The following is a 24,822-nucleotide window of genomic DNA, read 5'->3' as shown; positions in this document are numbered from 1 at the left end:
CGTAACCGGGTGTGCCTGTCCGGCGCGCCCGGGGTTGGGCCGGGACCGGGGCCCCGGCCGGGCGCGCCCCCCCCGCGGGGGCGCTCCCGGCCCGGGCGTCAGCGCCGGGCGACGCCCTCGGCCCGGGCGGCCTCGGCGACGGCCTTGGTGACGGCCGGGGCGACCCGCTCGTCGAACGGCGAGGGGATCACCTTCTGCGGCGTCAGCTCGTCGGCGACCACACCGGCCAGCGCCTTGGCGGCGGCCAGCTTCATGCCCTCGGTGATCCGGGTCGCCCGGACCTGGAGGGCGCCGGCGAAGATGCCGGGGAAGGCCAGCACGTTGTTGATCTGGTTCGGGAAGTCGCTGCGACCGGTGGCGACGACCGCCGCGTACTTGTGCGCGACCTCCGGGTGGATCTCCGGGTTCGGGTTGGCCATCGCGAAGATGAAGGCGCCCTCGGCCATGGTGGCCACGACCTCCTCCGGCACGGTCCCGCCGGAGACGCCGATGAAGACGTCGGCGCCGGCCAGCGCGTCGGCCAGCGAGCCCTTGACGCCGGTCCGGTTGGTCTGCGCGGCGATCTCGGCCTTGACGTCGGTCAGGTCACCGCGGCCCTCGTACACGACGCCCCGGCGGTCGCAGACCGCCACGTCGCCGATGCCGGCGGCGACCAGCATCTTGGCGATCGCGATCCCGGCCGCGCCGGCGCCGGAGATGACGGCCCGCAGGGTGCCGATCTCCCGGCCGGTCACCCGGGCCGCGTTCCAGAGCGCCGCGGTGGTGACGATCGCGGTGCCGTGCTGGTCGTCGTGGAAGATCGGGATGTCCAGCGCCTCCTGGAGGCGGCGCTCGATCTCGAAGCAACGGGGCGCGGAGATGTCCTCCAGGTTGACGCCGCCGAAGGAGGGCGCCAGCCGGACGACGGTCTCGACGATCTCGTCCACCCCGGTGCAGGCGAGCGCGATCGGCACCGCGTCCACGCCGCCGAACTGCTTGAACAGGATGGCCTTGCCCTCCATGACGGGCAGCGAGGCCTCCGGGCCGATGTCGCCGAGGCCCAGCACCGCGGTGCCGTCGGTGACGACGGCGACCGTGTTGGCCTTCCAGGTGTAGTCGTTCACCAGCTCCGGCTGCTCGGCGATGGCCGTGCAGACCCGTGCGACACCGGGGGTGTAGGCGAGGGACAGGTCGTCCGCGTCGCGCACCGGAACGGTCGCCCGGACCTCCATCTTGCCGCCGCGGTGGAGCGCGAAAACGGCATCGACCGGATCGACGGTGTCCTGGGTGCTGCTGTGGATGATCTCCGCTGCCACGATGACCTCTTCGTCATTGATCAGCGAGGACGCGTGGCCGACGGGCGGACGACCCGGCCGGAAACTTGAAACCGGGTACGCCGAGGCGGACCCGGGGAGGGCTGGATCGGGGCGCCGCCGTCGGGGCCGCGCCCTCGGAATGAGGGTTGTGTAACTGTTGAGCTGCGCTGTGCTGCTGCTTCTTCCCGGGCCGAGCGTAGGTCGGACGACGGCATCGCACCTATGCCTTTTCGTCCTCGTCGCGCGTACTTCCTCCGCATCGCGGCCAAAAGACGGGTGCCTGGCGTCTGGAACACCGGGCACCGGTGGCGGCAACAGCGGACGAGCACGCGCACTCGCAGGAGTGAACCAGGACACGACGGGGAGGCGGTGCCTCGGATACGGAGTCGGCGTCGTCGTGGACTTCCGTTCCTGCGCACCCCGAGCCTGTCGCGACTCGGTGGTCCGGTTCGAGCATCGGGGGTCACCCGGTACTGGATTCTGACACACCCGCCGCCGGGACCGGCAGGTCGGGATGGGAGGATCCCTTCTTCCGCCGTCTCGCGTACATCTCCGCGACGGCGTGGCGACACCACCTCCCTCCCACAGGAGCACCCTCATGCACCACCGCGCCCACCCCCGCCGACCGGCCGCCGCGGCCCTCTGCCTGGCCACCGCCGGCGCCCTGCTGCTCACCGGTTGCGGCGGCGACGAGCCGACCGCCGCGAAGGACCCGGTCCAGGAGCTCCGGGGCCGGATCCCCCAGGCCCAGCGCACCGCGGGCGTGCTCCGGATCGCCTCGGACCTCAACTACGCGCCGGTGGACTTCCGGGGTGCGGACGGCAAGCCGGACGGCATCGACCCCGACATCGCCAACGCCGTCGGCAAGATCCTCGGCCTGCGGATCGAGGTCGTCGACACCCCGTTCGAGAAGCTGATACCGAACCTGCACGCCAAGCAGGTCGACGTGGCGATGTCCGGTCTGAGCGACATCCGCCAGCGCCGGGACGGCGTCGACGACGCGGGCAAGCAGGTCGACCCGGGCGTGGACTTCGTGGACTACTTCATCGCCGGCACCTCGATCATCGTCCAGAAGGGCAACCCCAAGGGCGTCCGCACGCTGGACGACCTGTGCGGCCGGGTCGTCGCGGTGCAGCAGAACACCACCCAGGACGAGATCGTCGCCCGCCAGGTGCTGGCCTGCGGCCGGAGCGGCAAGCCGCTGACCGTCCACAAGTTCGACAGCGACGCCAAGGCGCTGGCCGAGGTCGCCGCGGGCACGGCGGCCGCCGGCCTGGACGACTTCCCGGTGGCCGCCTACGCGGCGAAGACCACCGACGGCGGTAACCGCTTCGAGGTGACCGGCGCGCAGTCCCGGTCGAACCCGTACGGGATCGCGGTGCGCAAGGAGGACACCGACCTGCGCGACGTACTGACCAAGGCGGTGGACCAGCTGATCCGCAGCGGCGAGTACGACAAGATCCTCGCCAAGTGGAACGTCGCCGCGGGGGCGGCCCAGAACGCGGTGGTCAACGGCGGCATCTGAGCGGCCGCGCGGGCGCGGACACCGGGCACCGTCACCGGGCGCCGTCCGTGGGCGCCGTCACCAGGCGTCATCACCGGGCGGCGCGGCCGGGGGACCCATCCGGCGGGCACACGGGCGGGCCTCCGGGCAGAGCGCGGGGAGATCTGCATACTTATACGCAGGGTGACAGGGACACGGTATTGGTCCGAATAGCGGACAGTGTGACCCCCCGTTATCCGATTTTGATCTGAATGAGGGCCATCCGACCGTCATCAGATGGCAGGATTCCCCCCATCTCCGATCGAGCCGGCCACTGGTCGAGGCGGTTCGATCAACGTCCACCTCGGCGGAGGGTGGCGGAAGCAGTACCACGCACCACCCTGCGCGAAGCCTGCTCAGGCCCAGCACGACCGGCTCTGCCCGTTCGACGACGTACCGCGACATACATCCCGTACAGCGCCGTACGGCCTGCTGCCCCGGTGTGCCGCTCCCCGCGGCGCGCTCCGCCCGACCTCTCCCTCAGGAGGAGATCCCCCATGACCGCCCGTACCCCGCGCACCCGTCTCCTCGCCGCCGGCGCGGTACTCGCGTCCGTCTCCCTGGCCCTCACCGCCTGTAGCAGCAGCAAGGACGAGAGCACCGGCGCCCCCAACGCCGGCGCGACCGTCAACGAGGTGAAGGCCGACGACAAGCTGGCCGCCCTCGTCCCCGCCGACATCAAGTCCGCCGGGAAGCTCACGGTCGGCTCGGACGCCTCGTACGCTCCCAACGAGTTCAAGGCCGACAACGGCAAGATCGAGGGCATGGACGTCGACCTGATCACCGCGGTCGCCGCCAGGCTCGGCCTCAAGGTCGACGTCCAGGACTCCGGTTTCACCGCGATCATCCCCGGCATCCAGTCGAACAAGTTCCAGATCGGCATGTCGTCCCTGACGGACAACAAGGAGCGCGAGCAGACCGTCGACATGGTCACCTACTTCAACGCGGGCAGCGCCATCGCGGTGAAGAAGGGCAACCCGGACAAGATCGACCCCGCCGACCTGTGCGGCAAGAAGGTCGCCGTCCAGACCGGCACCACGCAGGCGCAGGAGATCACCGACACCCGCAACCCCGCCTGCGCCCAGGCCGGCAAGCCGGGCATCGTCAACGACGGTGACAAGTTCGACCTCCAGACCGACGTCACCAACGCCGTGGTCTCCGGCCGCGACCAGCTCATGATGGCCGACTCCCCGGTCGTCGACTACGCGATCAAGCAGTCCGGCGGGCAGCTGGAGAAGGTCGGCGCCACCTACGACGCGGCCCCCTACGGCATCGCGCTGGCCAAGGGCTCGGCCCTCACCCCCGCCGTCCAGAGCGCCGTGCAGTCGCTGATCGACGACGGCACCTACAAGCAGATCCTCTCCAAGTGGGGCGTCGAGGCCGGTGCGATCGACAAGTCGACCGTCAACGGCGCCGTCAGCTGACCCTCCGCCTGACTCTCTCTCCCCCGAGGCCACACCGTGAACTCTCTGGACAAGGGGAAGGCGACGAAGGGACGGCCTGAGACCATCAAGGCCGTCCCCGTCCGCCACCCCGGACGCTGGGCGGGCGCCGTCGTCATCGCCCTGCTCGCGGCGATGCTGCTGAGCGCCCTCTTCACCAATCCCGCCTTCAAGTGGGACATCGTCGGGAAGTACCTCTTCCACGACAGCATCGTGCACGGCATGCTCGTCACGCTGGAGCTGACCGCGCTCGCCATGATCATGGGCGTGGTCGGCGGCATCATCCTCGCGGTGATGCGGCTCTCCCCCAACCCGCTGCTCTCCGGCACCGCGTGGATGTACATCTGGATCTTCCGCGGCACGCCCGTCCTGGTGCAGCTGGTCTTCTGGAACTTCCTCGGCCTGATCTGGGCCAAGCTCTCGATCGGCGTACCGTGGGGACCGGAGTTCTGGTCCGAGTCCACCAACGTGCTGATCCCGACCTTCGTCGCCGCCCTGCTGGGCCTGGGCCTCAACGAGGCCGCCTACATGGCGGAGATCGTCCGCGGCGGCATCCAGTCGGTCGACGAGGGCCAGAGCGAGGCCTCGCACGCGCTCGGCATGAGCCGCTTCCAGACCATGCGGCGGATCGTGCTCCCGCAGGCCATGCGGGTGATCATCCCGCCCACCGGCAACGAGACCATCTCGATGCTGAAGACCACCTCGCTGGTCAGCGTGATCTCCCTGGAGGAGATCTTCCGGGCCGGCCAGGTGATCTACTCGCGCAACTACCAGAACATCCCGCTGCTGATCGTGGTCAGCCTCTGGTACCTGTTCTTCACGTCGCTGCTGACCATCGGCCAGTACTACATCGAGCGGCACTACGCTCGCGGCTCCAACCGGACGCTCCCGCCCACGCCGATCCAGCGGCTGCGGAGGCTGTTCGCCGGGAAGCCCGCCCCGAAGACCACCGCCGACGTGGTCCCGGGGCTCGAGGGAGGTGGTCACGTATGACCGATCTGACCAAGACCCCCGCCGACGCCGGCAACGGCGGCCCGATGGTCCGCGCCGAGGACGTCCACAAGTCCTACGGCACGGTCCAGGTGCTCAAGGGCATCGACCTGGAGGTCAAGCAGGGCGAGGTGTTCTGCCTGATCGGCCCCTCCGGCTCCGGCAAGTCGACCTTCCTGCGGTGCATCAACCACCTGGAGAAGATCAACGCCGGCCGGCTCTGGGTCGACGGCGAGCTGGTCGGCTACCGGCAGAAGGGCGACCGGCTCTACGAGCTCCGGGAGAACGAGGTCGCGCTCAAGCGGCGCGACATCGGCATGGTGTTCCAGCGCTTCAACCTGTTCCCGCACATGACCGCCCTGGAGAACGTCATCGAGGCGCCGGTGCAGGTCAAGGGCGAGTCCAAGGCGGACGCCCGGACCCGCGGGATGGCCCTGCTGGAGCGGGTCGGCCTGGCCGACAAGGCGAAGAACTACCCCTCGCAGCTCTCCGGCGGCCAGCAGCAGCGGGTCGCGATCGCCCGGGCGCTGGCCATGAAGCCCAAGCTGATGCTCTTCGACGAGCCCACCTCGGCGCTCGACCCGGAGCTGGTCGGCGACGTCCTGGACGTCATGCGCGGCCTCGCCGAGGAGGGCATGACCATGGTCGTGGTGACCCACGAGATGGGCTTCGCCCGCGAGGTCGGCGACGCCCTGGTCTTCATGGACGGCGGGGTGGTGGTCGAGTCCGGCAACCCCCGCGACGTCCTCACCGACCCCCAGCACGAGCGCACCCGCGCGTTCCTCTCCAAGGTGCTCTGAGCGCACCGGCACGGCGCCCGGCAGGCCGGTCCTGCCGGGCGCCGACGTTTTCCCCGCCCGGGTAATAGGCTGGAGCTAGTCAGCCCGTTACCGACTCTGGAAGGACCACCGTGGAGCTCGCCTCGTACGCCGAACGGGCCGTTCGGCTGGTGAACACCGAGGAGCCCGAGCGCGGCACCGACACCCTGACCTCCGTGGACGCCGTGCGGTCGCTGTTCTCCGAATCCTCCCGGGCCGCCGCGCTCGCCGACGAGTCGGACCTGCCGCGGCTGCGCGCCGTCCGGACCAGGCTGCGCGGAGTGTTCGAGGCCGCCGCCGAGGGGGACGAGATCCGCGGCGTCGACCTGCTGAACAGCCTGCTGATGGAGTACCCCGTCAGCCCGCTGGTCTCCGGGCACGACTACCTGGACGACGCCGGGCGGCCGCGCTGGCACCTGCACCTCGCCGACAACTCGCCCACCGCCACCGCGCACTTCAGCGCCGTCGCCTGCATGGGACTGGCCGTCCACCTGACCGAGCTGGGCGCCGACCGGCTCGGCATCTGCCAGGCCTCGCCCTGCCGCAACGCCTACCTGGACACCTCCACCAACCGCTCCCGGCGGTACTGCTCCGACCGGTGCGCCACCCGCGCCAACGTCGCCGCGTACCGGGCCCGCAAGCGGCAGGAGGCCCAGGACGCCTCGGCCCTGGCCGGGGGCTGACCGGTACCCCCGGCTACCAGGCGCCGGGGTCGACCCAGACGCCCAGCCGGCGGGCGAGGCCCGGGATCCGGGCCGGCGGGCCGGCCAGCAGCAGCCGCTCCAGCCGGTGCCCCGGGGCCAGCCAGGCCGGGCGCGGGCGCAGCCGCAGCAGCACCCGGCCGAGCACCAGCTCGTCCGGGACGGCGCCGTAACTGCGGCTGTCGCTGTCGACCGGCCGGTTGTCGGAGAGCAGCCACCAGCCCTTGGCCCGCCGCTCGACGGCCCGCTTCACCACCAGCAGGTCCTGCTGGAAGGGGTGACGGAACACCACCACCGCCCCCGGTCTGATCCGCGCGCCGTACCTGACCAGGAGCCGGTCGCCCTCGCGCAGGGTCGGCACCATCGAGGGCCCCGCCACGTCGATCAGCCCGAACGGCGCGCCACCCCCCGGGGTGCCGCCCTCCGGTTCCGTCATCCGCGCCACGCCTGCTCCTCCCGGCTCGCCGCGTCCAGTCTGCCGCACGGGCCGTCCGCGGCCGATGCCCGAATTGGCCCGGTTCCGGCTCCGCCTTTTGCCTTAGGCCCGCCGCCCGGCCGCGAAACCCGGTGCCCGGAAGGGTAATCTCGCTCGCGGGAAGACGATCTAAGGAAGGACTCCCATGTTCTCTCGTCTGTTTGCACCGCGCGCCACCGCCCACGCCCACTGCGACCTCCCCTGCGGCGTGTACGACCCCGCGCAGGCCCGGATCGAGGCCGAGTCGGTCAAGGGCACCCAGGAGAAGTACCAGGCCAACGAGGACCCGGCGTTCCGCACCCGCGCCCTGATCATCAAGGAGCAGCGCGCCGAGGCCGTCAAGCACCACATCTCGGTGCTGTGGAGCGACTACTTCAAGGCCCCGCACTTCGAGAAGTACCCGCAGCTGCACCAGCTGATCAACGACACCCTGAAGGCCGCCTCGGCCGCCAAGGCGTCGACGGACCCGGCCACCGGCCAGGCCCTGCTCGACCTGATCGCCGAGGTCGACAAGATCTTCTGGGAGACCAAGCAGGCCTGATCACCGATCAGGCGCCGCCGACCGCCCCCGTCCGTACCGCCGGACGGGGGCGGTCGCGCGTTTTCGCGCGCGCGAACCCGGTAAGGGTCGCTCCGGCCCGGCGCTTGTTATGCTGCCAGGGCGTCCGAGGGAGAAGTCCGGTGTGAATCCGGCGCTGACCCGCAACGGTGGGCGGAGCCCTGTGCCCGCGAGCCCGATCGCCCTGGGACGCCGATCTCCCGACAACTCGCCGTGGACTGCGAGGGGATGGCGCCCCGGCAGCTGCGTGCCCGGGCGCGCCGCCTCGCTGCCGTCCGCGGCCCGAGGCGAAGGCGCGCCGCCCGTGAGCACCGCAGTGACCGCACCGGCCCCCGTACCGGCGGCCCGTCGAATACCCGTCGCGGCGCTGGCCGCCGGCCTGCTCGCGGCGCTGCTGCTCTCCCTGGTCTGCGGGGTGGCCCTCGGTGCCTCCGGACTCGGCTGGGCCCGCGTCCTGCGGCTGCTGGGCGCCGGACTGACGGGCGGTCGACTCGACGCCGGGGAGGCCGCCGCGTACGCGATCGTCTGGGAGATCCGGCTGCCGCGCACGGTGCTGGCCGCCGTGGTCGGCGCCGGGCTCGCGGCCACCGGGGTCGCGGTGCAGGCGATGGTCCGCAACGCGCTGGCCGACCCGTTCGTGCTGGGCATCTCCTCCGGCGCCTCGGTCGGCGCCAACGCCGTGCTGCTGCTGGGCGCGTTCGCCTCGCTCGGGGTCTGGGCGATCTCGGTCTCCGCGTTCGCCGCCGCCCTGCTGGCGATGGTCCTGGTCTACGCCGCCGCCCGGACGGCGTACGGGCTCACCCCGCTGCGGCTGGTGCTGACCGGTACCGCGATGTCCTACGGGTTCTCGGCGGTGACGGCGCTGATGGTGTTCGGCGCCGCGCGCGGTGAGGCCGCCCGCAGCGCCATGATGTGGCTGCTCGGCAGCCTCGGCGGGGCGACCTGGGGGTCCGTCCCGATCGCCGCCGCCACCGTGCTGGCCGGTCTCGCCTACCTGGCCGGCGCGGCCGGGCGGCTGGACGCCCTCGCCATGGGCGACGAGACGGCGGCCTCGCTCGGGGTGGACGGCGACCGGCTGCGCCGCGAGCTGTTCGTGGTGACGGCCGCCGTCACCGGCACCGTGGTCGCGGTCAGCGGCGCGATCGGCTTCGTCGGCCTGATGGTGCCGCACCTGACCCGGATGCTGGTCGGCGCCGGGCACCGCCGGGTGCTGCTGGTCGCGCCGCTCGCCGGGGCGCTGCTGCTGGTCTGGGTGGACATCGTCTCGCGCACCCTGCTGGCGCCGGCCGAACTGCCGGTCGGGGTGGTCACCGCCGTCCTCGGGGTGCCCTGCTTCCTGCTGCTGATGCGCCGTCGCGGCTACACCTTCGGAGGCCGCTGATGGACCTCGCCCTCGACGGCGTCTCGGTGGACCTGGCCGGCACCCGGCTGGTCCACGACGTCACCCTCGGCGCCGCCGCCGGGCAGGTGGTCGGCCTGGTCGGGCCGAACGGCAGCGGCAAGTCGACCCTGCTGCGCTGCGTCTACCGGGCGCTGCGCCCGGCCGCCGGCGCCGTCCGGCTGGACGGCGAGGACCTGCACGCGCTCGCCGCCCGCGAGGCCGCCCGGCGGGTGGCCGCGCTGCCGCAGGAGCACTCCGCCGAGTTCGACTTCACGGTGGCCGAGGTGGTCGGCATGGGCCGGCTGCCGCACCGCGGCGGCTTCGCCCGGCCGACCGCCGAGGACACCGGGCGGTGCGCCCGCGCCCTGCGGCGGGTGGGCGCGGACCACCTGGCCGGGCGCGGCTTCCTGAGCCTGTCCGGGGGCGAGAAGCAGCGGGTGCTGATCGCCCGCGCGCTGGTCCAGGAGCCTCGGGTGCTGGTGCTCGACGAGCCCACCAACCACCTGGACATCGCCCACCAGTTGGAGGTGCTGGCGCTGGTCCGGGAGGCCGGTACGACCGTGCTCACGGCCCTGCACGACCTCAATCTGGCGGCCGGCCACTGCGACCTGCTGTACGTCATCGCGGCCGGCCGGATCGTCGCCTCCGGGCCGCCGGCCGAGGTCCTGGAGCCGGCCCTGCTGGCCGAGGTGTTCGGCGTCCGCGCGACGCCCGTGAAGCACCCGGGGACCGGCGCCGTCCAGTTGCTCTTCGACCGGCTCGTCCGGACCTCCCCCGGCCCCGCCGACTCCGCCGACCCTGCCGACTCCCCCTGCTGAGGAACCCCCATGCGTACCAAGGCCGTTGCCACCGCCGCCCTGCTCACCCTCGCGCTGACCGCCTGCGGCGCCGAGATCGCCCCCGCCGGGGACGCCGACGCCGGCTCCGCCCACTACCCGGTGACCGTCGACAACTGCGGTACGAAGGTCACCTTCGAGCGGAAGCCGGCCCGGACGGTGACCAACGACGTGGGCATCACCGAGCTGATGTTCGCGCTCGGCCTGGCCGACCGGATGGCCGGCTACGTGATGCCCGACGACAAGGGCCAGGTCGACAAGGTGGCCTGGAAGGACGGCTACCAGCAGGCCAGGTGGCTCTCCAAGCAGCAGATCACCAAGGAGATCGCGCTGGAGGCGAGGGCCGACCTGGTCTTCGCCGGGTGGCACTACGGCTTCGACGAGGCCGGCGGCTTCACCCCGCAGGCGCTGGCCGGTCTCGGCATCGGCTCGTACGTGCTCAGCGAGTCCTGCCGCAGCGGCAAGGGCCCCGAGCGCGGGGTGATGTCCCCCCTGGACGCGCTCTACACCGACCTGACCAACCTGGGCGAGATCTTCGACGTCCGGGACCGGGCCGACGCGCTGATCGCCGGTTTCCGGGCGCAGGTCGCCGCCGTCCCGCAGCCCGAGCGCCGGCCGCGCGTCTTCCTGTACGACAGCGGCGAGGACAAGCCGTACACCTCGGGGAAGTTCGCCGCGCCCCAGGAGATCATCGCCAGGGCCGGCGGGGAGAACGTGATGGGCGACCTCGCCGACTCCTGGACCACCGTGGGCTGGGAGAGCGTGGTCCAGCGCGACCCCGAGGTGATCGTGATCAACAACTACGGCTCCCCGGACGCCGAGGCCAAGCGGACGTTCCTCACGTCCTTCCCGCCGCTGGCCGGCGTCTCCGCCGTCCGCAACGGGCGGATCTTCGTCCTGGACTACGTCGACCTGGTGGAGAGCCCGCGCAACCCGGCCGCGATCACCGCGCTCGCGGCCCACCTGCGCGGTGTGACGGCCGGCTGAGCCGCGGCGGGGCGGGCGTACGCTCGGAGGTACGAGCCGACGGAACCGACCGGAGGAGCGAGAACATGAGCACCATGGCCGCGCCGTCCGCCTTCGACACCGGCGTGCTGCGCGAGGGCATCGAGCGCGGCGACGCCGGCGCGCTGCTGGCGCTCTACGCGGACGACGCCGAACTGCGCGTGGTCGACCGCGAGACCCAGCCCAGCCACCCGCTGGTGGTGCACGGCCGGGACGAGATCGGCGCCCTGCTGAACGACGTCTACGGCCGGGAGACGAGCCACACGCTGGAGCGGGTGGTCCTGGACGGCGACCGCCTCGCCTTCATGGAGTCCTGCCGCTATCCCGACGGGGTCCGGGTGCTGGTCACCTCGGTCGCCGACCTGCGGGAGGGCCGGATCGTCGACCAGACCTCGATCCAGGCCTGGGACGAGGACGAGCGGGCCAAGTAGGCTCGTGGCATGATCCGCACCGCCGTAGTCACCGATGTCCCGGTCATCCACGCCATGATCCGCGAACTCGCGGAGTACGAGAAGGCACCGCACGAGGCGGTCGCCACCGAGGAACAGCTGCGCGAGTCGCTGTTCGGCGCCGCCCCGGCGGTGTTCGGGCTGGTCGCCGAGGACGACACCACCGGCGAGCCGGTCGGGTTCGCGGTCTGGTTCCTCAACTTCTCGACCTGGCGCGGGACGCACGGGATCTACCTGGAGGACCTCTACGTCCGCCCGCAGGCCCGCGGCGGCGGCCACGGCAAGGCGCTGCTGCTGGAGCTGGCCCGGATCGCCGTCGAGCGCGGCTACTCGCGGGTGGAGTGGTCGGTGCTGGACTGGAACGAGCCCTCGATCAACTTCTACAAGTCGCTGGGCGCGGTGCAGATGGACGAGTGGACCGTGCACCGGCTCACCGGCCAGGCGCTCACCGCGGCCGGCACCCGCTGACCGACCGGGTGCCACGAGTCCCTCCCGGGGGCTGCCACCCTGCGTCGCGAGGGCCTACCATGAGTGACCCTCGCACCCGGTGTCGCTCGTTCCCGTGAAGGCGGGACCGGATCGCGACATCCGCCCACCGATAGCGGTAACGTCTCGGGCGGATGCGCGGCGTCCGACCACCCCTCCCGGGGTATGACCGGTACGTACCGCACCACCCCTCTGGACAGTTGGGGCGAAGCAGTTGAGCCAAGCAACAGACAGTGCCGCGGCCACCGGCCCGGAAGCACAGCGCGTCACCCAGGAGGTGAGGGTGTCCCAGATCGACGGCGAGCCCGGAGTACAGGACTTCGTGGAGGTCAGGCTGCCCGCGGCGGGGGCCTACCTCTCGGTGCTGCGAACAGCGACGGCGGGGCTGGCGGCCCGGCTGGACTTCACGCTGGACGAGATCGAGGACCTCCGGATCGCGGTGGACGAGGCCTGCGCCATCCTGCTCCAGCAGGCGGTGCCCGGCTCCGTCCTCTCCTGCGAGTTCCGGCTGGTGGGCGACTCGCTGAAGGTCATCGTCTCCGCCCCGACCACGGACGGCCGTGCCCCGGAACGGGACACCTTCGCCTGGACGGTGCTCTCCGCGCTGGCCGGCGAGGTGGAGTCCTCGGTCGCCGAGGACAACACCGTCTCGATCAGCCTGCACAAGAAGCGCGGCGGGTCCGCCGCCCATTAGGGCCGCCACAGCAGCACCGAACAAGAGCCGTCCGTCCGGCGCCACGCGGGCCGGCGGACGGCTCCCGGTACCGCCCACCACGCGGTACGACCAACGAGACGAATCCGGGACCACCCCAGGTCCCGGTGCTCCCGGAACGGAACGGGGGAATGGCCGTGAGTGATCTGGACCGTACCGGCCTCGCGACGGCGGGCCCTGCCGTACCGACCCAGGCGAGCGTTCCCGGCCTCGCCGCCAACGACGAAGCGCACCCGAAGGACGCCCACCGGATGAGCCAGCCGACCGAGCCGACGTCTGATCCGTCGCCCACGCCCTCGCCGCCGTCCGCGGCCCCGGAGTCCCCGGTGCCCGACGCGGCCGAGGCGCTGCGCGGTGCGGTGCCCTCGCAGGCGCCGCACCGTTCGGGGGCGCCGGACCGGGAGGCGGCCCGGGCCCTGTTCGTCCGGCTGTCCGCGCTGCCCGAGGGCTCCGCGGAGCGCGTCGAGCTGCGCAACCAGCTGGTGCGGATGCACATCCCCCTGGTGGAGCACCTGGCCCGGCGGTTCCGCAACCGGGGCGAGCCGCTGGACGACCTCACCCAGGTCGCCACCATCGGACTGATCAAGTCGGTGGACCGCTTCGACCACGAACGCGGGGTCGAGTTCTCCACCTACGCGACGCCGACCATCGTCGGCGAGATCAAGCGCCACTTCCGGGACAAGGGCTGGGCGGTCCGGGTACCGCGCCGGCTCCAGGAGCTGCGGCTGTCGCTGACCACGGCGACCAGTGAGCTCTCCCAGCGGCACGGCCGCTCCCCCACCGTGCACGAGCTGGCCGAGCACCTGGGGATCTCCGAGGAGGACGTGCTGGAGGGCCTGGAGTCCGCCAACGCGTACTCCACGCTGTCGCTGGACGTCCCCGACAGCGATGACGAGTCGCCGGCCGTGGCGGACACCCTGGGCGCCACCGACGAGGCGCTGGAGGGCGTCGAGTACCGCGAGTCCCTCAAGCCGCTGCTGGCCCAACTGCCGCCCCGGGAGCAGAAGATCCTGGTGCTGCGGTTCTTCCGCAACATGACCCAGTCGCAGATCGCCGCCGAGGTGGGCATCTCGCAGATGCACGTCTCCCGGCTGCTGGCCCGTACCCTGGCCCAGCTCCGGGAGAAGCTCCTGGTGGAGGAGTAGGACTGACGGCCGCTCAGCGGCCGCCGTCGCCGGCCCTCCGCGCTCAGCCCTCGTGCGGAGCGTAGAGGGCCGTCGTCGCCTTCGGGCTGAGCAGGGCGCCGATGCCGGCCAGCCCGAGCAGGCCGATCGCCGCCCCGACGGCCACCATGGCGCCGCCGGTCTGCCACATGTAGTAGGCCACCGGCAGGCAGATCGAGTTGGTCAGCACCGCCGGGCTGCGGCCCCAGCGGCGGCCCTTGAGCAGCGCCCGGGCGGCCAGCAGCGGCAGCACGCCGAGCAGGACGATCACGAGGCCGCCGAACTCGTTCAGCGCGAGCTGCCTGGAGTCGCCGGACACGGCGGACACCATGTCCCAGACGCCGACGACGGCGAGTGCGGCGCCCTCCAGGGCGGTGATGGCGGCGCCCGCGGTCAGGGCCGCCGGCCGGTCGGCGCCGGGCGCGGGTACGGGTGCGGAGGATTCTGCGGTCACTCCAGCAGGGTAGCCGCCGGTTGGTCCGTACCGCCCCGTAGGCTGAGCACATGCGCGCTCTCCTGGTCGTCAACCCGAAAGCGACCACCACCAGTGGCCGCACCAGGGATGTCCTGATCCATGCCCTGCGCAGCGACCTCAAGCTGGAAGTGGCCCAGACGGAGTACCGCGGCCACGCGCGCGACCTGGCCCGCGAGGCGGTCGAGGACGGCGCCGTCGACCTGGTGGTGGCCCTGGGCGGCGACGGCACGGTCAACGAGGTGGTCAACGGACTGCTGACGCACGGCCCGGGCGAGAAGGTCCCCCGGCTGGCCGTGGTGCCCGGCGGGTCGACCAATGTGTTCGCCCGCGCGCTGGGTCTGCCCAACGACCCCGTGGAGGCCACCGGGGCCCTGCTGAACGCCCTGGACCAGCGCCGGGAGCGGCCGATCGGCCTGGGCAAGGCGATGACGGAGGGGCTGCCGGACCGCTGGTTCACCTTCACCGCCGGCCTCGGCTTCGACGCGGGCGTGGTGGGCCGGGTGGAGGAGCAGCGCAGAGCGGGGCGCAGGTCGACCCACGCGCTCTACGTCGGGCAGGCGCTCCGGCACTACGTCACCCAGCGTGAGCAGCGCCGATCGGGCCCCGTCACCCTGCAACTGCCGGGCCGGGCGCCGGTGCCGGGCCTGGTGCTGGCCATAGTCAGCAACACCTCGCCGTGGACGTTCCTGGGCAACCGCCCGGTCTACCCCTCCCCGCTCGCCTCCTTCGACACGGACCTCGATGTCTTCGGCATCACCCGGATGACCGCGTTCGGCACCGCTCGAACGGTCCGTCAGATCCTGCGGTCGCACACGCCTTCGGCCGATGGCGCCGCCCCTGCCGGCCCGTCCGGAAAGCACGTCGTCTCCTACCACGACGCTCGGCACTTCACCTTGGTTTCGCAGGAACCGGCCCCATTCCAGGTGGACGGGGACCACCTTGGAGACAGGAGTCGCGTCAGTTTCACAGGCGTACGGCGGGCACTGCGTGTGATTGTGTGACTGGAAGGAGGGTTCTCCCTTCTTCTCGAACGCACAAGCCCCCTTCACTCCATAGAAGTACTGGCTGTGAGCTAGGCGACACCGAAGAATCAAAAATTCCTCCCTGAAGGGGGTTGTATCCGGGCCCGAGGTTTGCGAACCTCTACATGGCGATCGGGACACATCGCAGCGACGGCAACCACAGACCCTGGCGGGTGCCGACCGCGGAGTGTCCCTCGAATCGCCGAATCCCTCCCCAGCACAGACCACCCGGGCCCGATGGGCCTTTGGTCTCTTTTGCTGTTGCGGGATTCGTGAAAGCGTTCACATTCACAAGCCATCGATTATGCCGATCGGGTCACCCCCGCCGGCAGGAGGAGTTGGACGACCATGGACTGGCGCCACCGCGCTGTCTGCCGCGAAGAGGACCCGGAGCTTTTCTTCCCGATCGGGAACACCGGTCCTGCTCTGCTGCAGATCGAGGAAGCCAAGGCCGTGTGCCGCCGCTGTCCGGTCATGGAGCAGTGCCTGCAGTGGGCGCTCGAGACCGGCCAGGATGCCGGCGTCTGGGGCGGTATGAGCGAGGACGAGCGTCGCGCGATGAAGCGCCGCGCTGCCCGCAACCGCGCCCGCACCGCCTGATCACACGCCGTAACACCAGTAGTGACCGCAGTGCCGATCAACACATGATCAAGGGCTTCCCTGCACTTCCTGGCGAAGCCTTCCGTACAAAGGACCTTGCTCGACACGGTCCGACGACACCGGGCCGCCCAGGCACTTGATACTGTTCACTTAGAGCAATATTGTGGAGCTGAGGCGCTCACCGTGTGCAACGCACCGGTGAGGTGTCGTATCACCCAGAGCCCCCGTTCCGGCCGACTCCCCCCGACGGCCGGAACGGGTTGAGAGGCCCTGTCGACCCACCCCCCCGGTCGACAGGGCCTCGTTTCTGTTTCCGCGCCCGGTCACGCGCGGCGGCCACCCGCCGTTCGGGTCACTTCCCGACGGCCACCTGCGGTGGTGCGGAGGTGCGCACCCGGCGCCCGTTCCGGGTACACGCCCCCGGCACACTCCACTGCGCCTCGGGTGCCGCGCCGTGTCCGTCGAGCCGGGACGGCTCAGGGCACCGGGATCTCCAGGATCACCTTGGTGCCGCCGTTCGGTCCCGCCACCATGTCGAAGGTGCCACCCAGCTCCCCGGTGGCCAGGGTCCGGACGATCTGCAGCCCGAGGTTGCCCGCCTGCTGCGGGTCGAATCCCTCCGGCATGCCCCGGCCGTCGTCCTGCACGGTGATCAGCAGGTACTCCTCCGGCCGGGCGCCGCCGTTCCAGCTGTCCGACCAGCCCATGCCGGTGGCCGGGGCCCGCCCGCGCAACGCGCTGACCTCCAGGTTCCCGGAGGCGGACGGCCCGAAGGCGTGCTCCAGCGCGTTCTGCAGCAGCTCGGTGAGCACCATCGCCAGCGGGGTGGCCACCTCGGCGGAGAGGATGCCGAAGCTCCCGCTGCGCCGGGTCGCCACCCGGCCGTCCTGGGACAGCTCCATCACCATGGCCAGCACCCGGTCAGCGATCTCGTCGAAGGCGACCTGCTCGTCCAGCGCCTGGGAGAGCGTCTCGTGCACGATCGCGATCGACCCGACCCGGCGCACCGCCTCGTCCAGCGCGGCCCGGCCGGCGTCCGAGTCCATCCGGCGGGACTGCAGCCGCAGCAGGGCCGCCACCGTCTGGAGGTTGTTCTTCACCCGGTGGTGGATCTCCCGGATGGTGGCGTCCTTGGTCATCAGCTCGCGGTCGCGCCGCCGCAGCTCGGTGACGTCGCGGCAGAGCACCAGGGAGCCGGTCAGGGTGCCCTTGGGCTTCAGCGGGATCGCCCGCAGGGTCACCACCCCGCCCTGCACCTCGACCTCGGTCTGGCGCGGCGCCCAGCCGCTCGCCAGCTTCACCAGTGCCTCGTGCACCGCCGACCGCGAGGGCGGGACCAGCTCGGCGGTGGCCCGGCCGAGGTGGCTGCCGACCAGGTCGGTGGTGAGCCCGAGGCGGTGGTAGGCGGAGAGCGCGTTGGGGCTGGCGTAGGTGACGATGCCGTCGGCGTCGAGCCGGATCAGGCCGTCGCCGACCCGGGGGGCGGCGTCCATGTCGGTCTGCTCGACTCCGTGGTACGGGAACGTCCCGGCGGCGATCATCTGGGCCAGGTCGGAGGCGCTCTGCAGGTACGTGAGTTCGAGCCGGCTGGGGGTGCGGACGGTCAGCAGGTTGGTGTTGCGGGCGATCACGCCGAGCACCTTGCCCTCGCGCCGCACCGGGATCGACTCGACCCGGACGGGCACCTCCTCGCGCCACTCCGGATCGCCCTCGCGCACGATCCGCCCCTCGTCGAAGGCGGCGTCCAGCAGGGGCCGGCGGCCGCGCGGGACGAGGTGGCCGACCATGTCGTCCTGGTAGGAGGTGGGCCCGGTGTTGGGCCGCATCTGGGCCACCGAGACGTACCGGATGCCGTCCCAGGTGGGGATCCACAGGACCAGGTCGGCGAAGGAGAGGTCGGAGAGCAGCTGCCACTCCGAGACCAGCATGTGGAGCCAGTCCACGTCGGCACCGGTCAGGGTGGTGTGGCGGCGGACGAGTTCGTTCAGCGAGGGCACATGGCGAGCGTAGCTCCAGGTCCCGGGCGGGGACGTGGCGCACCCGCCCGCGCGCGGGTGACCGCAGGTTGTCCAGACCAATTTTCGGGGTCCCCTGGACAACCCAGATTGGTCTAGTCCACAATGAAAGAGCACCAAGGAGAGGCCGCCGCGCAACTGCCCTGACCGCGCGACGCCGCTCCTCGGTCGGATACCGCCGAGCGAGGACCCCGCACAGTTCTCGGTCGTCCCGGTACCCGACGACAGCTCCGGGCTGCGGTGCCGCATGGGTTGAGGGTCCCGTGTCGGCGCCGTGGCCCGTAGTGCTTCCCGCCCCCGGCCGGGGGCGCTCCCCGCCCCGGCGGGACACCCGCGGACCGCTCCGGCCGCTCAAACGCCGCACCCCCGTCCACGGCCCGTGGACGGGGGTGCGGCGTCGTGGCGCCCGCGGTCAGTGCGTCTCGGTGACCTTGGCCAGGGCGCGCGGGGCGTCCGGGTCCTGGCCGCGGGCGATGGTGACCTCGTAGGCCAGCAGCTGCAGCGGCAGGATCTCCAGGACCGTCTGGACCTCCTCGGGTACGCCGGCCGGCAGCACGAAGCCCGCCGAGGCGGCGTCCACCTGCTGTCGCTGGCCGATGACCACCAGGTCCGCGCCGCGGCCGCGCAGGCGGTCCAGGACGGGCTGCAGGGCCTCCCCGCCCTTGCCCTCCGGGACGATCGCGATGACCGGGGAGACGTTGTCGACCATGGCCAGCGGGCCGTGCAGCAGATCGGCGCCGGAGAACGGGGAGGCCGGGATGTAGGTGGTCTCCATGAGCTTCAGCGCCGCCTCGCGGGCGGTCGGGTAGCCGTAGCCGCGCGAGGTGATGACCAGGCGCTGGGCGAAGCGGTAGCGCTCGGCCAGGGCCTTCACCTCGGGCTGCCGGGCCAGGATGCCGGCGGCCAGCTCCGGCAGCTCGCGGGCGGCCGCGCCGTCGCCGCCGCGCAGGCCCTCGACCAGCAGGTAGAGCGAGAGCAGCTCGGCGGTGTAGGTCTTGGTGGCGGGCAGCGCCTTCTCCGGGCCGGCCAGCACGTCGATGTGGAACTCGGAGACCTCGGCGAGCGGCGAGGAGGCGTTGTTGGTGACCGCCAGCGTGATCGCACCGGCCTCGCGGGCCGCCTTGGTGGAGGCGACGAGGTCCGGCGAGCCGCCGGACTGGCTGACGGTGACGACCAGCACGTCCGTGAGGTCCGGCTTGGCGCCGTACGCGGTGGTGGTGGACATCGAGGTCAGACCGGCCGGCTTGCCGAGCAGGATCTCGACCAGGTACTTGGCGTAGAGCGCCGCGTTGTCGGACGTGCCGCGCGCGGTGAGCAGGACGAAGCGAGGGTTGCGGGCGGCGATCCGGGCCGCGATGTCGAAGATCTTCGGGGCGCCCTCGTCGAGGATGCGCCGCAGGACGGCCGGCTGCTCGGCCATCTCCGCCGCCATGATCCGGCCGGGGACGGGGGCAGTCTGCGGGTCGGACATCAGGATGTGCCTCCGATGAGATGGTTCGACCCCGCCCGGACGGGGATGCCCGGCGAGGACCTCTACGGCGGCGAGTCCGCACACTCGCTGCGGTGGTTCCGTGATTCCTGCGGCAATCGTACGGGGACTCCCCCGCGCGGCACATCCGAGAGCCCCTCCCGGTGGTCCGGAAGGGGCTCTCCCCGGGGCGCCGGCCCCGCCGGGGCGGCTCAGCCCTGCTTGTTGATCAGCTGGTCGATCGCGGCGTCCGCCTCCTTGGCGGCCTGGTCCACCGGCTTGTTGCCCTTGAGGATCGCGGTGAGCATGTCGGGCAGGATCTTCTGCTTCTCGATCGCGCCCCAGCCCGGCGCCAGCGGGGTGAACCAGGCGTCCGGCACCGCGTTGGCCGCGGCGGCGGTCGCCGGCTTGCTCTTCAGCGGGTTCAGCTGGGTGAGGTTGTTCGGCAGGATGTCCTTGTCCGCCAGCGCCTGCTGGGACTTGGTACTGGTGAACATCCGGACCCAGTCGGTGGCCAGCGCGGCCGACGGCGACTTGGCGGTGACGGCGAGGTCCGAGCCGCCGATGAAGGTCGGCAGCGGCTTGCCGCCCGGGCCGGGCATGGTGGCCAGCTTGACGGCGTCCTTGAGGGTCGGGTCGCCGGTGACCGGCGCGGTCACGCTGGAGGCCTCGTAGCCGTTGCCGTAGAAGGCCCCGGCGTGGCCGCGGGCCATCGCCTCGAACTGGTTCTGCTCGTTGACCGCCAGGTCGCCCTTGTTGTACTTGCGCACCAGGTCGACGAAGTGGTTCAGCCCCTGCTGGGACTTCGGGTCGCTGAGCGTGCCGTGCCAGTTCCCGGCGCTGTCGAAGCGGGCGATGGCGCCGCCGTACGCGGAGACGTAGCTCATCGCGGCGTACCAGTACGGGCCGGGCAGGTAGAGCGCGGAGTAGCCCTTGTCGGCCTTGTTCTTGTCCGCGACCTTGTCCAGGGCCGCCTTGAGTTCGTCCTCGGTCTTGGGGAACTCCGCGCTGCCGGTGGCCGTCTGGAAGGCCGTCGCGTTGTAGATGGCGACCCGGGCGCCCGCGTAGTACGGCACGCACCAGAGCTTGTCCTGGTAGGTGCAGGTGTTGGCGAGCGCCTTGATCCAGGCGTCCGAGTTGTCGAAGCTGGAGCGCTCCACCGGGGCCAGCGCGCCGGCGAGCACGTACTTCATGGTCTCGGTGTTGCCGAGCTCCACCACGTCGGGGGCGTTGCCCTCGGCGAGCGCCTTGTCCAGCTTGCCGACCTTGTCGGCCCACCCCTGGTAGGCCAGCCGCAGGGTGACGTTGGGGTACTTCGCCGCGAACTCGTCGTTCACCCGCTGCACGAGGTCCGGCCAGTTCTTCTGGGCGTCGTCCATCAGCCAGACGGTGACCGTGCCGGTGGCGGACTTCGGGTCCGCCGTGGCGGCCTTGCCGTCGCCCGAGGGCGAGCCGCCCGAGGAACAGGCCGTCAATCCGGCGGCGAGCGCCAGGATCCCGAACGTCGCCATGAGCTGACGCTTCTTCACGCCATCCTCCGAGGGTGCTAGAGCCTGTGCCCGCCGGCAGCGTGATGGCGCGTCCGCCGGGAGGGATCCGGGCGGGGACGGCGAAGTGCTTCAGGAAGGGCCTATACCACATCCGGTGAGGTTGAAGTTCGAACCGGATGGACTGGAGCCTGGCCTAGACCACTGGCGGTGTCAACGCCAAATGGCCAGGCCGACAAGGACGTTGCAGACCCGTTGTAGCCCGTGGCGATCAGTTGCGACGTCATCACCCTAAGTAGAACTTAAGGCTGTCTTAAGGCCGATTTGAGGGAACACCGTCATCTGGGAACGCCGCAGGCCAACGGCGGGAAAACGGAACGGGCCCGCCATGCGCCATGCGCATGACGGGCCCGCTCGCGGAGGCCTTCCCGGCCCCCGGGGTCACGGTCCGACGGGACCTCAGCCGATCGCTCCCGACTGGCCGGTGAGCACCTCGACGGCCGCCAGCCCGCAGACCCGGGCGGCGCCGTGGGTGGCGATGTGGAGCGCGCCGACCGGCTCGGACTGGGGCAGGCCCATCTCGACCACCGCGGCGTCCGGGCGGGCCGCCACCAGCCGGGACAGCGCGGCGGACATCCAGGCGTAGCGGTGCGCGTCGCGGACCACCAGCACCAGGCGGCGGCCCTCGGCGCCGGCCACCACCTCGGCGACCAGCGCGTCCAGCTGCTCCGGGGCGGCGTCCTTCGGACCGACCTCCCGGGTGCGGGTGCCGGGGAAGCGGTCGGCCAGCATGTCGGCCACGCCCCACGGGGTCACCGCGCCGACGGCGATGTTGGGCTCGTCGGAGAACGAGGCCACGTACGGGCGCTCGGTCACCGGCAGGGCCTCCCGGCCCGGCGCCCGGACCACCCGCAGCGCGCGGCGGGCGGCCCGCAGGCCGACCGCCAGATCGGGCTCCAGCCGCTCGCCCTGGGCCGCGATCCGGCCCCAGCTGCCGAGCGCGCGCACCCGGTCGGCGGCCTCGGCCAGCCGCTCCTCCGGGAGCTTGCCGGCCCGCACGCCCGCCACGATGGCGTCGCGCAGCAGCAGCACGGTGTCCTCGTCGGCCAGCCCGCCGCCGACGCAGATCGCGTCCGCACCGGCCGCCAGGGCCAGGACGGTGCCCTCGCCCATGCCGAAGGTGTCGGCGATGGCGCCCATCTCGATCGCGTCGCTGACGATCAGGCCCTGGTAGCCGAGGCCGCCGTCGGCCGGGGCCGCGCGCAGCAGGTCGCGCAGCACGCGGGGGCTGAGCGTGGCCGGCAGCTTCGGGTCGAGCGCCGGGATCATGATGTGGGCCGTCATCACGGCCTTGGTGCCGGCCGCGATGGCGGCCTGGAACGGGATCAGGTCGCGGGCGCGCAGGGTGGCCAGGTCGACGTCGATCACCGGCAGGCCGTGGTGCGAGTCGACCGCGGTGTCGCCGTGCCCGGGGAAGTGCTTCGAGCAGGCGGCCACGCCGGCCGACTGCAGGCCCTCGACCCAGGCCGCGGTGTGGCGGGCGCACAGCTCCGGGTCGGCGCCGAAGGAGCGGACGCCGATCACCGGATTGCGCGGGTTGGAGTTGACGTCCGCGGTGGGCGCCCAGTTGTAGTTGACGCCGGCGGCCGCCAGCGCGCGGCCCAGCTCGCGGGCGACGTCGCGGGTCAGCGCCGGGTCGTCGATCGCGCCGAGGGCGAAGTTGCCCGGCCAGGAGGAGCCGGAGCCGGCCTCCAGGCGGGTGACGTCGCCGCTCTCCTCGTCGATCGCGATCAGGAGGTCGGGGTTCTCCTCGCGCAGCGCCCTGGTGAGCGCCGACAGCTGGTCGAGACCGGTGACGTTGCGGTCGAAGAGCGCGACCGAACCGAGGCCGGCCGCCAGGTGGCGGCGGACCCACTCCGGGGGCTCGGTGCCGACGAAGCCGGGCTGCAGGACGGTCAGCGCGTCACGGTGCAGCTGGTCGCTGGCCGGGAGGGTGGGGACAAGGATGCTCACGTCGCGTCAGCCCTTCACTGCACCGTCGGTCAAGCCACCGACGGCCTTGCGCTGGAGGAATACGAAGAGGATCAGCACCGGGAGGGCGAACAGCGTCGAGGCGGCCATGGTGGCACCCCAGTCGGTGCCGAAGTTGGTCTGGAACGAGGACAGCCAGAGCGGCAGGGTCTGCCCCTCGGTCTTGTTCAGGATCAGGACCAGGGGGAACTCGTTCCACGCGGTGATGAAGCCGAACAGCGAGGTCGACATCAGGCCCGGGGCGAGCAGCGGGAAGATCACCTTCACGAAGGCCTGGGTGCGGGTGCAGCCGTCCACCATCGCCGACTCCTCCAGCTCCTTCGGGACGGCGGCGATGAAGCTGCGCAGCGTCCAGATGGTGAAGGGCAGGACCATCATCATGTAGAAGGCGGTCAGCGGGACCAGGCTGTTCAGCATCTCGCTGTCGCGGGCGATCAGGTAGACCGCGATGGTCATGACCTCCCAGGGCGCCATCTGCGCCGCCATCACGACCAGGACGAAGGCCTTGCGGCCGCGGAACCGCATCCGGGCGATGGCGAAGGACGCCAGGGTCGCGATCACCAGCGAGATCAGCACCGCGACGACCGTCACCGTGAAGCTGTTGGTGACGTACGTCCAGAACTTGGGCGCGTTGACCGCCGTGGTGAAGTGGTCGAACGTCGCGTGGATCGGCAGGAAGACCGGCGTCCGGCTGACGATGTCCTTGTCGTCCTTGAAGGCCGTGATGACCATCCAGTAGACCGGGAAGATGAAGAAGACGAAGAGGACGAGCGCGATCACGTTCGGCCAGGTACGTCCGATGAGCGAGCGCCTCACAGCTCGTCCTCCTGCTTCAGAATGATCCGGAAGTAGTACGCCATCAGCACGCCGAGCATCAGGATGGTGAGCACCGCGATCGCGGCGCCGGTCCCGTAGTGCTGGGCGCCGGAACCTTCCAGGAAGGCGTGGACGGGCAGCGTCCGGGTGAGCGAGTCGGGGCCGCCCGCCTTGATCGCGTAGACCTGGGTGAAGGCCTTGAAGACCCAGATGACCTCAAGGAAGGTCGTGGCCAGGAAGAACGGCCGCAGGCTGGGGAAGATCACCGAGGTGAAGATCTTGGCGGGGCCGGCGCCGTCCATCCGGGCCGCCTCGTAGAGCTCCTTCGGGATGGTCGTCAGACCGGCGTACATGTTGAACGCCACGAAGGGGATCGAGCCCCAGACGATCAGCAGGATGATCACGAAGAAGGTGGAGTACTGGCTGCCGGTCCAGTTGTAGGCGGCCATCGAGTGCCAGCCCAGCTGGTCCAGGAACCAGTTCACGACACCGAAGCGGGTGTCGAACAGCCAGGTGTAGACGGTGGTCGCGGCGACCACCGGCATGGCCCAGGCGAGGAGCAGGCCGACCGAGAGCACCAGCCGCATCTTCTTGCCGAGCCGGTTGAGCAGCAGGCCGACCAGCGAACCGCCGACCATGATCAGGACCACGTTGACCAGGGTGAACGCGACCGTCCGGCCGGTGACCGCCCAGAAGTCGGCGTTGGTCAGCTGCTCGGTGTAGTTCTCGAAGCCGTTCCACTCGGTCAGGTGCTGGACGAGCTGGCGCGCGTTCAGGTTCTGGAACGAGACCAGCACGGTCTTCAGCAGGGGCCAGCCCAGCAGGCCCAGGGTCACCACGGTGGCCGGCAGCAGCAGCAGGTACGGGGCGAACCGCGTGCCGAAGCCCGGTCCGCCCGCTGTTCTGGTGCTCTTCTTCGGAGTGCCCTCGGCGCCGCCGGCGACGCTCGTCTCAATAGTGGCCACAGCAGCCTTCCCTGTGTCCGGGGACTGTGTCTGCACCCGCTCCGAATGCACAGCCATCGTTCTCTCTTCCTGGAACCTGACCACGACG

24 protein-coding genes and 1 riboswitch are annotated in these 24,822 nt (G+C 71.4%); of the genes, 15 read left to right on the top strand and 9 right to left on the bottom strand.

The window, feature by feature from the left end; all coding sequences use genetic code 11:
- Positions 1–98: 98 nt before the first annotated feature.
- Positions 99–1,295 carry an NADP-dependent malic enzyme gene (locus ACFWA9_RS20525; RefSeq protein ID WP_329489567.1) on the bottom strand — a complete coding sequence of 399 codons (1,197 nt, stop codon included), beginning with the start codon at positions 1,293–1,295 and terminating at the stop codon, positions 99–101.
- 598 nt (positions 1,296–1,893) lie between these two features.
- Between ACFWA9_RS20525 and ACFWA9_RS20520 the strand changes: the two genes are divergently transcribed.
- The 5 genes from ACFWA9_RS20520 to ACFWA9_RS20500 all read left to right on the top strand — a co-directional run bounded on the left by ACFWA9_RS20520 (position 1,894) and on the right by ACFWA9_RS20500 (position 6,771).
- Complete coding sequence (locus ACFWA9_RS20520; protein ID WP_380388702.1) at positions 1,894–2,820, top strand: ABC transporter substrate-binding protein; 927 nt, start codon at positions 1,894–1,896, stop codon at positions 2,818–2,820.
- 515 nt (positions 2,821–3,335) lie between these two features.
- On the top strand, positions 3,336–4,262 hold the full coding sequence (locus tag ACFWA9_RS20515) for a transporter substrate-binding domain-containing protein (protein ID WP_380388700.1): 927 nt from the start codon (positions 3,336–3,338) through the stop codon (positions 4,260–4,262).
- A 36-nt stretch (positions 4,263–4,298) separates the two neighbouring features.
- Entirely contained in the window at positions 4,299–5,273 is a 975-nt protein-coding gene (locus ACFWA9_RS20510; RefSeq protein WP_352293124.1) for an amino acid ABC transporter permease, read from the top strand.
- The gene (locus ACFWA9_RS20505; protein ID WP_329489563.1) at positions 5,270–6,070 is read left to right on the top strand and encodes an amino acid ABC transporter ATP-binding protein; all 801 of its coding nucleotides are present in this window, start codon (positions 5,270–5,272) and stop codon (positions 6,068–6,070) included. The genes ACFWA9_RS20510 and ACFWA9_RS20505 overlap by 4 nt, the downstream gene beginning before the upstream one ends.
- A 110-nt stretch (positions 6,071–6,180) precedes the next feature.
- On the top strand, positions 6,181–6,771 hold the full coding sequence (locus ACFWA9_RS20500) for a CGNR zinc finger domain-containing protein (protein WP_329489562.1): 591 nt from the start codon (positions 6,181–6,183) through the stop codon (positions 6,769–6,771).
- Positions 6,772–6,784: 13 nt separating this feature from the next.
- Here ACFWA9_RS20500 and sodX read toward each other — a convergent pair whose 3' ends face one another.
- Positions 6,785–7,225 (bottom strand): nickel-type superoxide dismutase maturation protease, encoded by a 441-nt coding sequence (gene sodX / locus ACFWA9_RS20495; RefSeq protein ID WP_359803320.1) that lies wholly within the window; start codon positions 7,223–7,225, stop codon positions 6,785–6,787.
- Between the two features lie 184 nt (positions 7,226–7,409).
- Here sodX and sodN point away from each other — a divergent pair, with 184 nt between their 5' ends.
- The 8 genes from sodN to ACFWA9_RS20455 all read left to right on the top strand — a co-directional run bounded on the left by sodN (position 7,410) and on the right by ACFWA9_RS20455 (position 13,837).
- Positions 7,410–7,805 carry a superoxide dismutase, Ni gene (gene sodN / locus ACFWA9_RS20490; protein WP_063347853.1) on the top strand — a complete coding sequence of 132 codons (396 nt, stop codon included), beginning with the start codon at positions 7,410–7,412 and terminating at the stop codon, positions 7,803–7,805.
- A 101-nt stretch (positions 7,806–7,906) separates the two neighbouring features.
- Positions 7,907–8,025, top strand: a riboswitch (cobalamin riboswitch).
- 102 nt (positions 8,026–8,127) lie between these two features.
- Complete coding sequence (locus tag ACFWA9_RS20485) at positions 8,128–9,204, top strand: iron ABC transporter permease (RefSeq protein WP_359803200.1); 1,077 nt, start codon at positions 8,128–8,130, stop codon at positions 9,202–9,204.
- Entirely contained in the window at positions 9,204–10,022 is an 819-nt protein-coding gene (locus ACFWA9_RS20480) for an ABC transporter ATP-binding protein (protein ID WP_380388697.1), read from the top strand. Before ACFWA9_RS20485 ends, ACFWA9_RS20480 begins: the two co-directional genes overlap by 1 nt.
- Positions 10,023–10,031: 9 nt before the next feature.
- Positions 10,032–11,027, top strand: a complete 996-nt coding sequence (locus ACFWA9_RS20475) for an ABC transporter substrate-binding protein (protein WP_380388695.1) — start codon at positions 10,032–10,034, stop codon at positions 11,025–11,027.
- A 65-nt stretch (positions 11,028–11,092) separates the two neighbouring features.
- Positions 11,093–11,476: a nuclear transport factor 2 family protein gene (locus ACFWA9_RS20470; RefSeq protein WP_352293116.1), complete on the top strand. Its 384-nt coding sequence runs from the start codon at positions 11,093–11,095 to the stop codon at positions 11,474–11,476.
- Positions 11,477–11,485: 9 nt separating this feature from the next.
- The gene (locus ACFWA9_RS20465) at positions 11,486–11,962 is read left to right on the top strand and encodes a GNAT family N-acetyltransferase (protein WP_380388693.1); all 477 of its coding nucleotides are present in this window, start codon (positions 11,486–11,488) and stop codon (positions 11,960–11,962) included.
- A 301-nt stretch (positions 11,963–12,263) separates the two neighbouring features.
- Positions 12,264–12,674, top strand: coding sequence for an anti-sigma regulatory factor (locus tag ACFWA9_RS20460; protein WP_093860582.1), 411 nt, complete (start codon positions 12,264–12,266; stop codon positions 12,672–12,674).
- Between the two features lie 155 nt (positions 12,675–12,829).
- The gene (locus ACFWA9_RS20455; RefSeq protein ID WP_329489556.1) at positions 12,830–13,837 is read left to right on the top strand and encodes an RNA polymerase sigma factor SigF; all 1,008 of its coding nucleotides are present in this window, start codon (positions 12,830–12,832) and stop codon (positions 13,835–13,837) included.
- Positions 13,838–13,880: 43 nt separating this feature from the next.
- Here ACFWA9_RS20455 and ACFWA9_RS20450 read toward each other — a convergent pair whose 3' ends face one another.
- On the bottom strand, positions 13,881–14,309 hold the full coding sequence (locus ACFWA9_RS20450; RefSeq protein WP_329489555.1) for a hypothetical protein: 429 nt from the start codon (positions 14,307–14,309) through the stop codon (positions 13,881–13,883).
- Between the two features lie 50 nt (positions 14,310–14,359).
- Between ACFWA9_RS20450 and ACFWA9_RS20445 the strand changes: the two genes are divergently transcribed.
- The gene (locus ACFWA9_RS20445; RefSeq protein WP_329489554.1) at positions 14,360–15,331 is read left to right on the top strand and encodes a diacylglycerol kinase family protein; all 972 of its coding nucleotides are present in this window, start codon (positions 14,360–14,362) and stop codon (positions 15,329–15,331) included.
- 369 nt (positions 15,332–15,700) lie between these two features.
- A complete protein-coding gene (locus tag ACFWA9_RS20440) occupies positions 15,701–15,952 on the top strand; it encodes a WhiB family transcriptional regulator (protein WP_014138019.1) in 252 nt (83 codons plus the stop codon).
- 476 nt (positions 15,953–16,428) lie between these two features.
- On the opposite strand, the gene ACFWA9_RS20435 is transcribed toward ACFWA9_RS20440, so the two are convergent.
- The 6 genes from ACFWA9_RS20435 to ACFWA9_RS20410 form a co-directional block, all read right to left on the bottom strand.
- Complete coding sequence (locus ACFWA9_RS20435) at positions 16,429–17,949, bottom strand: PAS domain-containing sensor histidine kinase (RefSeq protein ID WP_329489553.1); 1,521 nt, start codon at positions 17,947–17,949, stop codon at positions 16,429–16,431.
- Between the two features lie 430 nt (positions 17,950–18,379).
- A complete protein-coding gene (locus ACFWA9_RS20430; RefSeq protein ID WP_380388691.1) occupies positions 18,380–19,438 on the bottom strand; it encodes an SIS domain-containing protein in 1,059 nt (352 codons plus the stop codon).
- A gap of 209 nt (positions 19,439–19,647) precedes the next feature.
- Positions 19,648–20,946, bottom strand: a complete 1,299-nt coding sequence (locus tag ACFWA9_RS20425) for an extracellular solute-binding protein (RefSeq protein ID WP_380388704.1) — start codon at positions 20,944–20,946, stop codon at positions 19,648–19,650.
- Positions 20,947–21,381: 435 nt separating this feature from the next.
- Positions 21,382–22,935, bottom strand: a complete 1,554-nt coding sequence (locus ACFWA9_RS20420) for a glycoside hydrolase family 3 protein (RefSeq protein WP_329489550.1) — start codon at positions 22,933–22,935, stop codon at positions 21,382–21,384.
- A gap of 6 nt (positions 22,936–22,941) precedes the next feature.
- Entirely contained in the window at positions 22,942–23,769 is an 828-nt protein-coding gene (locus ACFWA9_RS20415; protein ID WP_329489549.1) for a carbohydrate ABC transporter permease, read from the bottom strand.
- Entirely contained in the window at positions 23,766–24,791 is a 1,026-nt protein-coding gene (locus ACFWA9_RS20410; protein WP_329489548.1) for a sugar ABC transporter permease, read from the bottom strand. Before ACFWA9_RS20410 ends, ACFWA9_RS20415 begins: the two co-directional genes overlap by 4 nt.
- Positions 24,792–24,822 lie beyond the last annotated feature (31 nt).

The organism is Kitasatospora sp. NPDC059973, from assembly GCF_042737525.1.
In the GTDB taxonomy this organism is placed as follows: Bacteria; Actinomycetota; Actinomycetes; order Streptomycetales; family Streptomycetaceae; genus Kitasatospora.
This window is presented reverse-complemented; position numbering and strand designations above follow the sequence as displayed.

Excerpts from the sequence above, each read along its gene's own strand:
- ACFWA9_RS20520 (WP_380388702.1), top strand. The coding sequence starts at position 1,894 with ATGCACCACCGCGCCCACCCCCGCCGACCGGCCGCCGCGGCCCTCTGC.
- ACFWA9_RS20515 (WP_380388700.1), top strand. The coding sequence starts at position 3,336 with ATGACCGCCCGTACCCCGCGCACCCGTCTCCTCGCCGCCGGCGCGGTA.
- ACFWA9_RS20505 (WP_329489563.1), top strand. The coding sequence starts at position 5,270 with ATGACCGATCTGACCAAGACCCCCGCCGACGCCGGCAACGGCGGCCCG.
- sodX (WP_359803320.1), bottom strand. The coding sequence starts at position 7,225 with ATGACGGAACCGGAGGGCGGCACCCCGGGGGGTGGCGCGCCGTTCGGG.
- sodN (WP_063347853.1), top strand. The coding sequence starts at position 7,410 with ATGTTCTCTCGTCTGTTTGCACCGCGCGCCACCGCCCACGCCCACTGC.
- ACFWA9_RS20480 (WP_380388697.1), top strand. The coding sequence starts at position 9,204 with ATGGACCTCGCCCTCGACGGCGTCTCGGTGGACCTGGCCGGCACCCGG.
- ACFWA9_RS20475 (WP_380388695.1), top strand. The coding sequence starts at position 10,032 with ATGCGTACCAAGGCCGTTGCCACCGCCGCCCTGCTCACCCTCGCGCTG.
- ACFWA9_RS20470 (WP_352293116.1), top strand. The coding sequence starts at position 11,093 with ATGAGCACCATGGCCGCGCCGTCCGCCTTCGACACCGGCGTGCTGCGC.
- ACFWA9_RS20465 (WP_380388693.1), top strand. The coding sequence starts at position 11,486 with ATGATCCGCACCGCCGTAGTCACCGATGTCCCGGTCATCCACGCCATG.
- ACFWA9_RS20445 (WP_329489554.1), top strand. The coding sequence starts at position 14,360 with ATGCGCGCTCTCCTGGTCGTCAACCCGAAAGCGACCACCACCAGTGGC.
- ACFWA9_RS20440 (WP_014138019.1), top strand. The coding sequence starts at position 15,701 with ATGGACTGGCGCCACCGCGCTGTCTGCCGCGAAGAGGACCCGGAGCTT.
- ACFWA9_RS20430 (WP_380388691.1), bottom strand. The coding sequence starts at position 19,438 with ATGTCCGACCCGCAGACTGCCCCCGTCCCCGGCCGGATCATGGCGGCG.
- ACFWA9_RS20425 (WP_380388704.1), bottom strand. The coding sequence starts at position 20,946 with ATGGCGACGTTCGGGATCCTGGCGCTCGCCGCCGGATTGACGGCCTGT.
- ACFWA9_RS20410 (WP_329489548.1), bottom strand. The coding sequence starts at position 24,791 with ATGGCTGTGCATTCGGAGCGGGTGCAGACACAGTCCCCGGACACAGGG.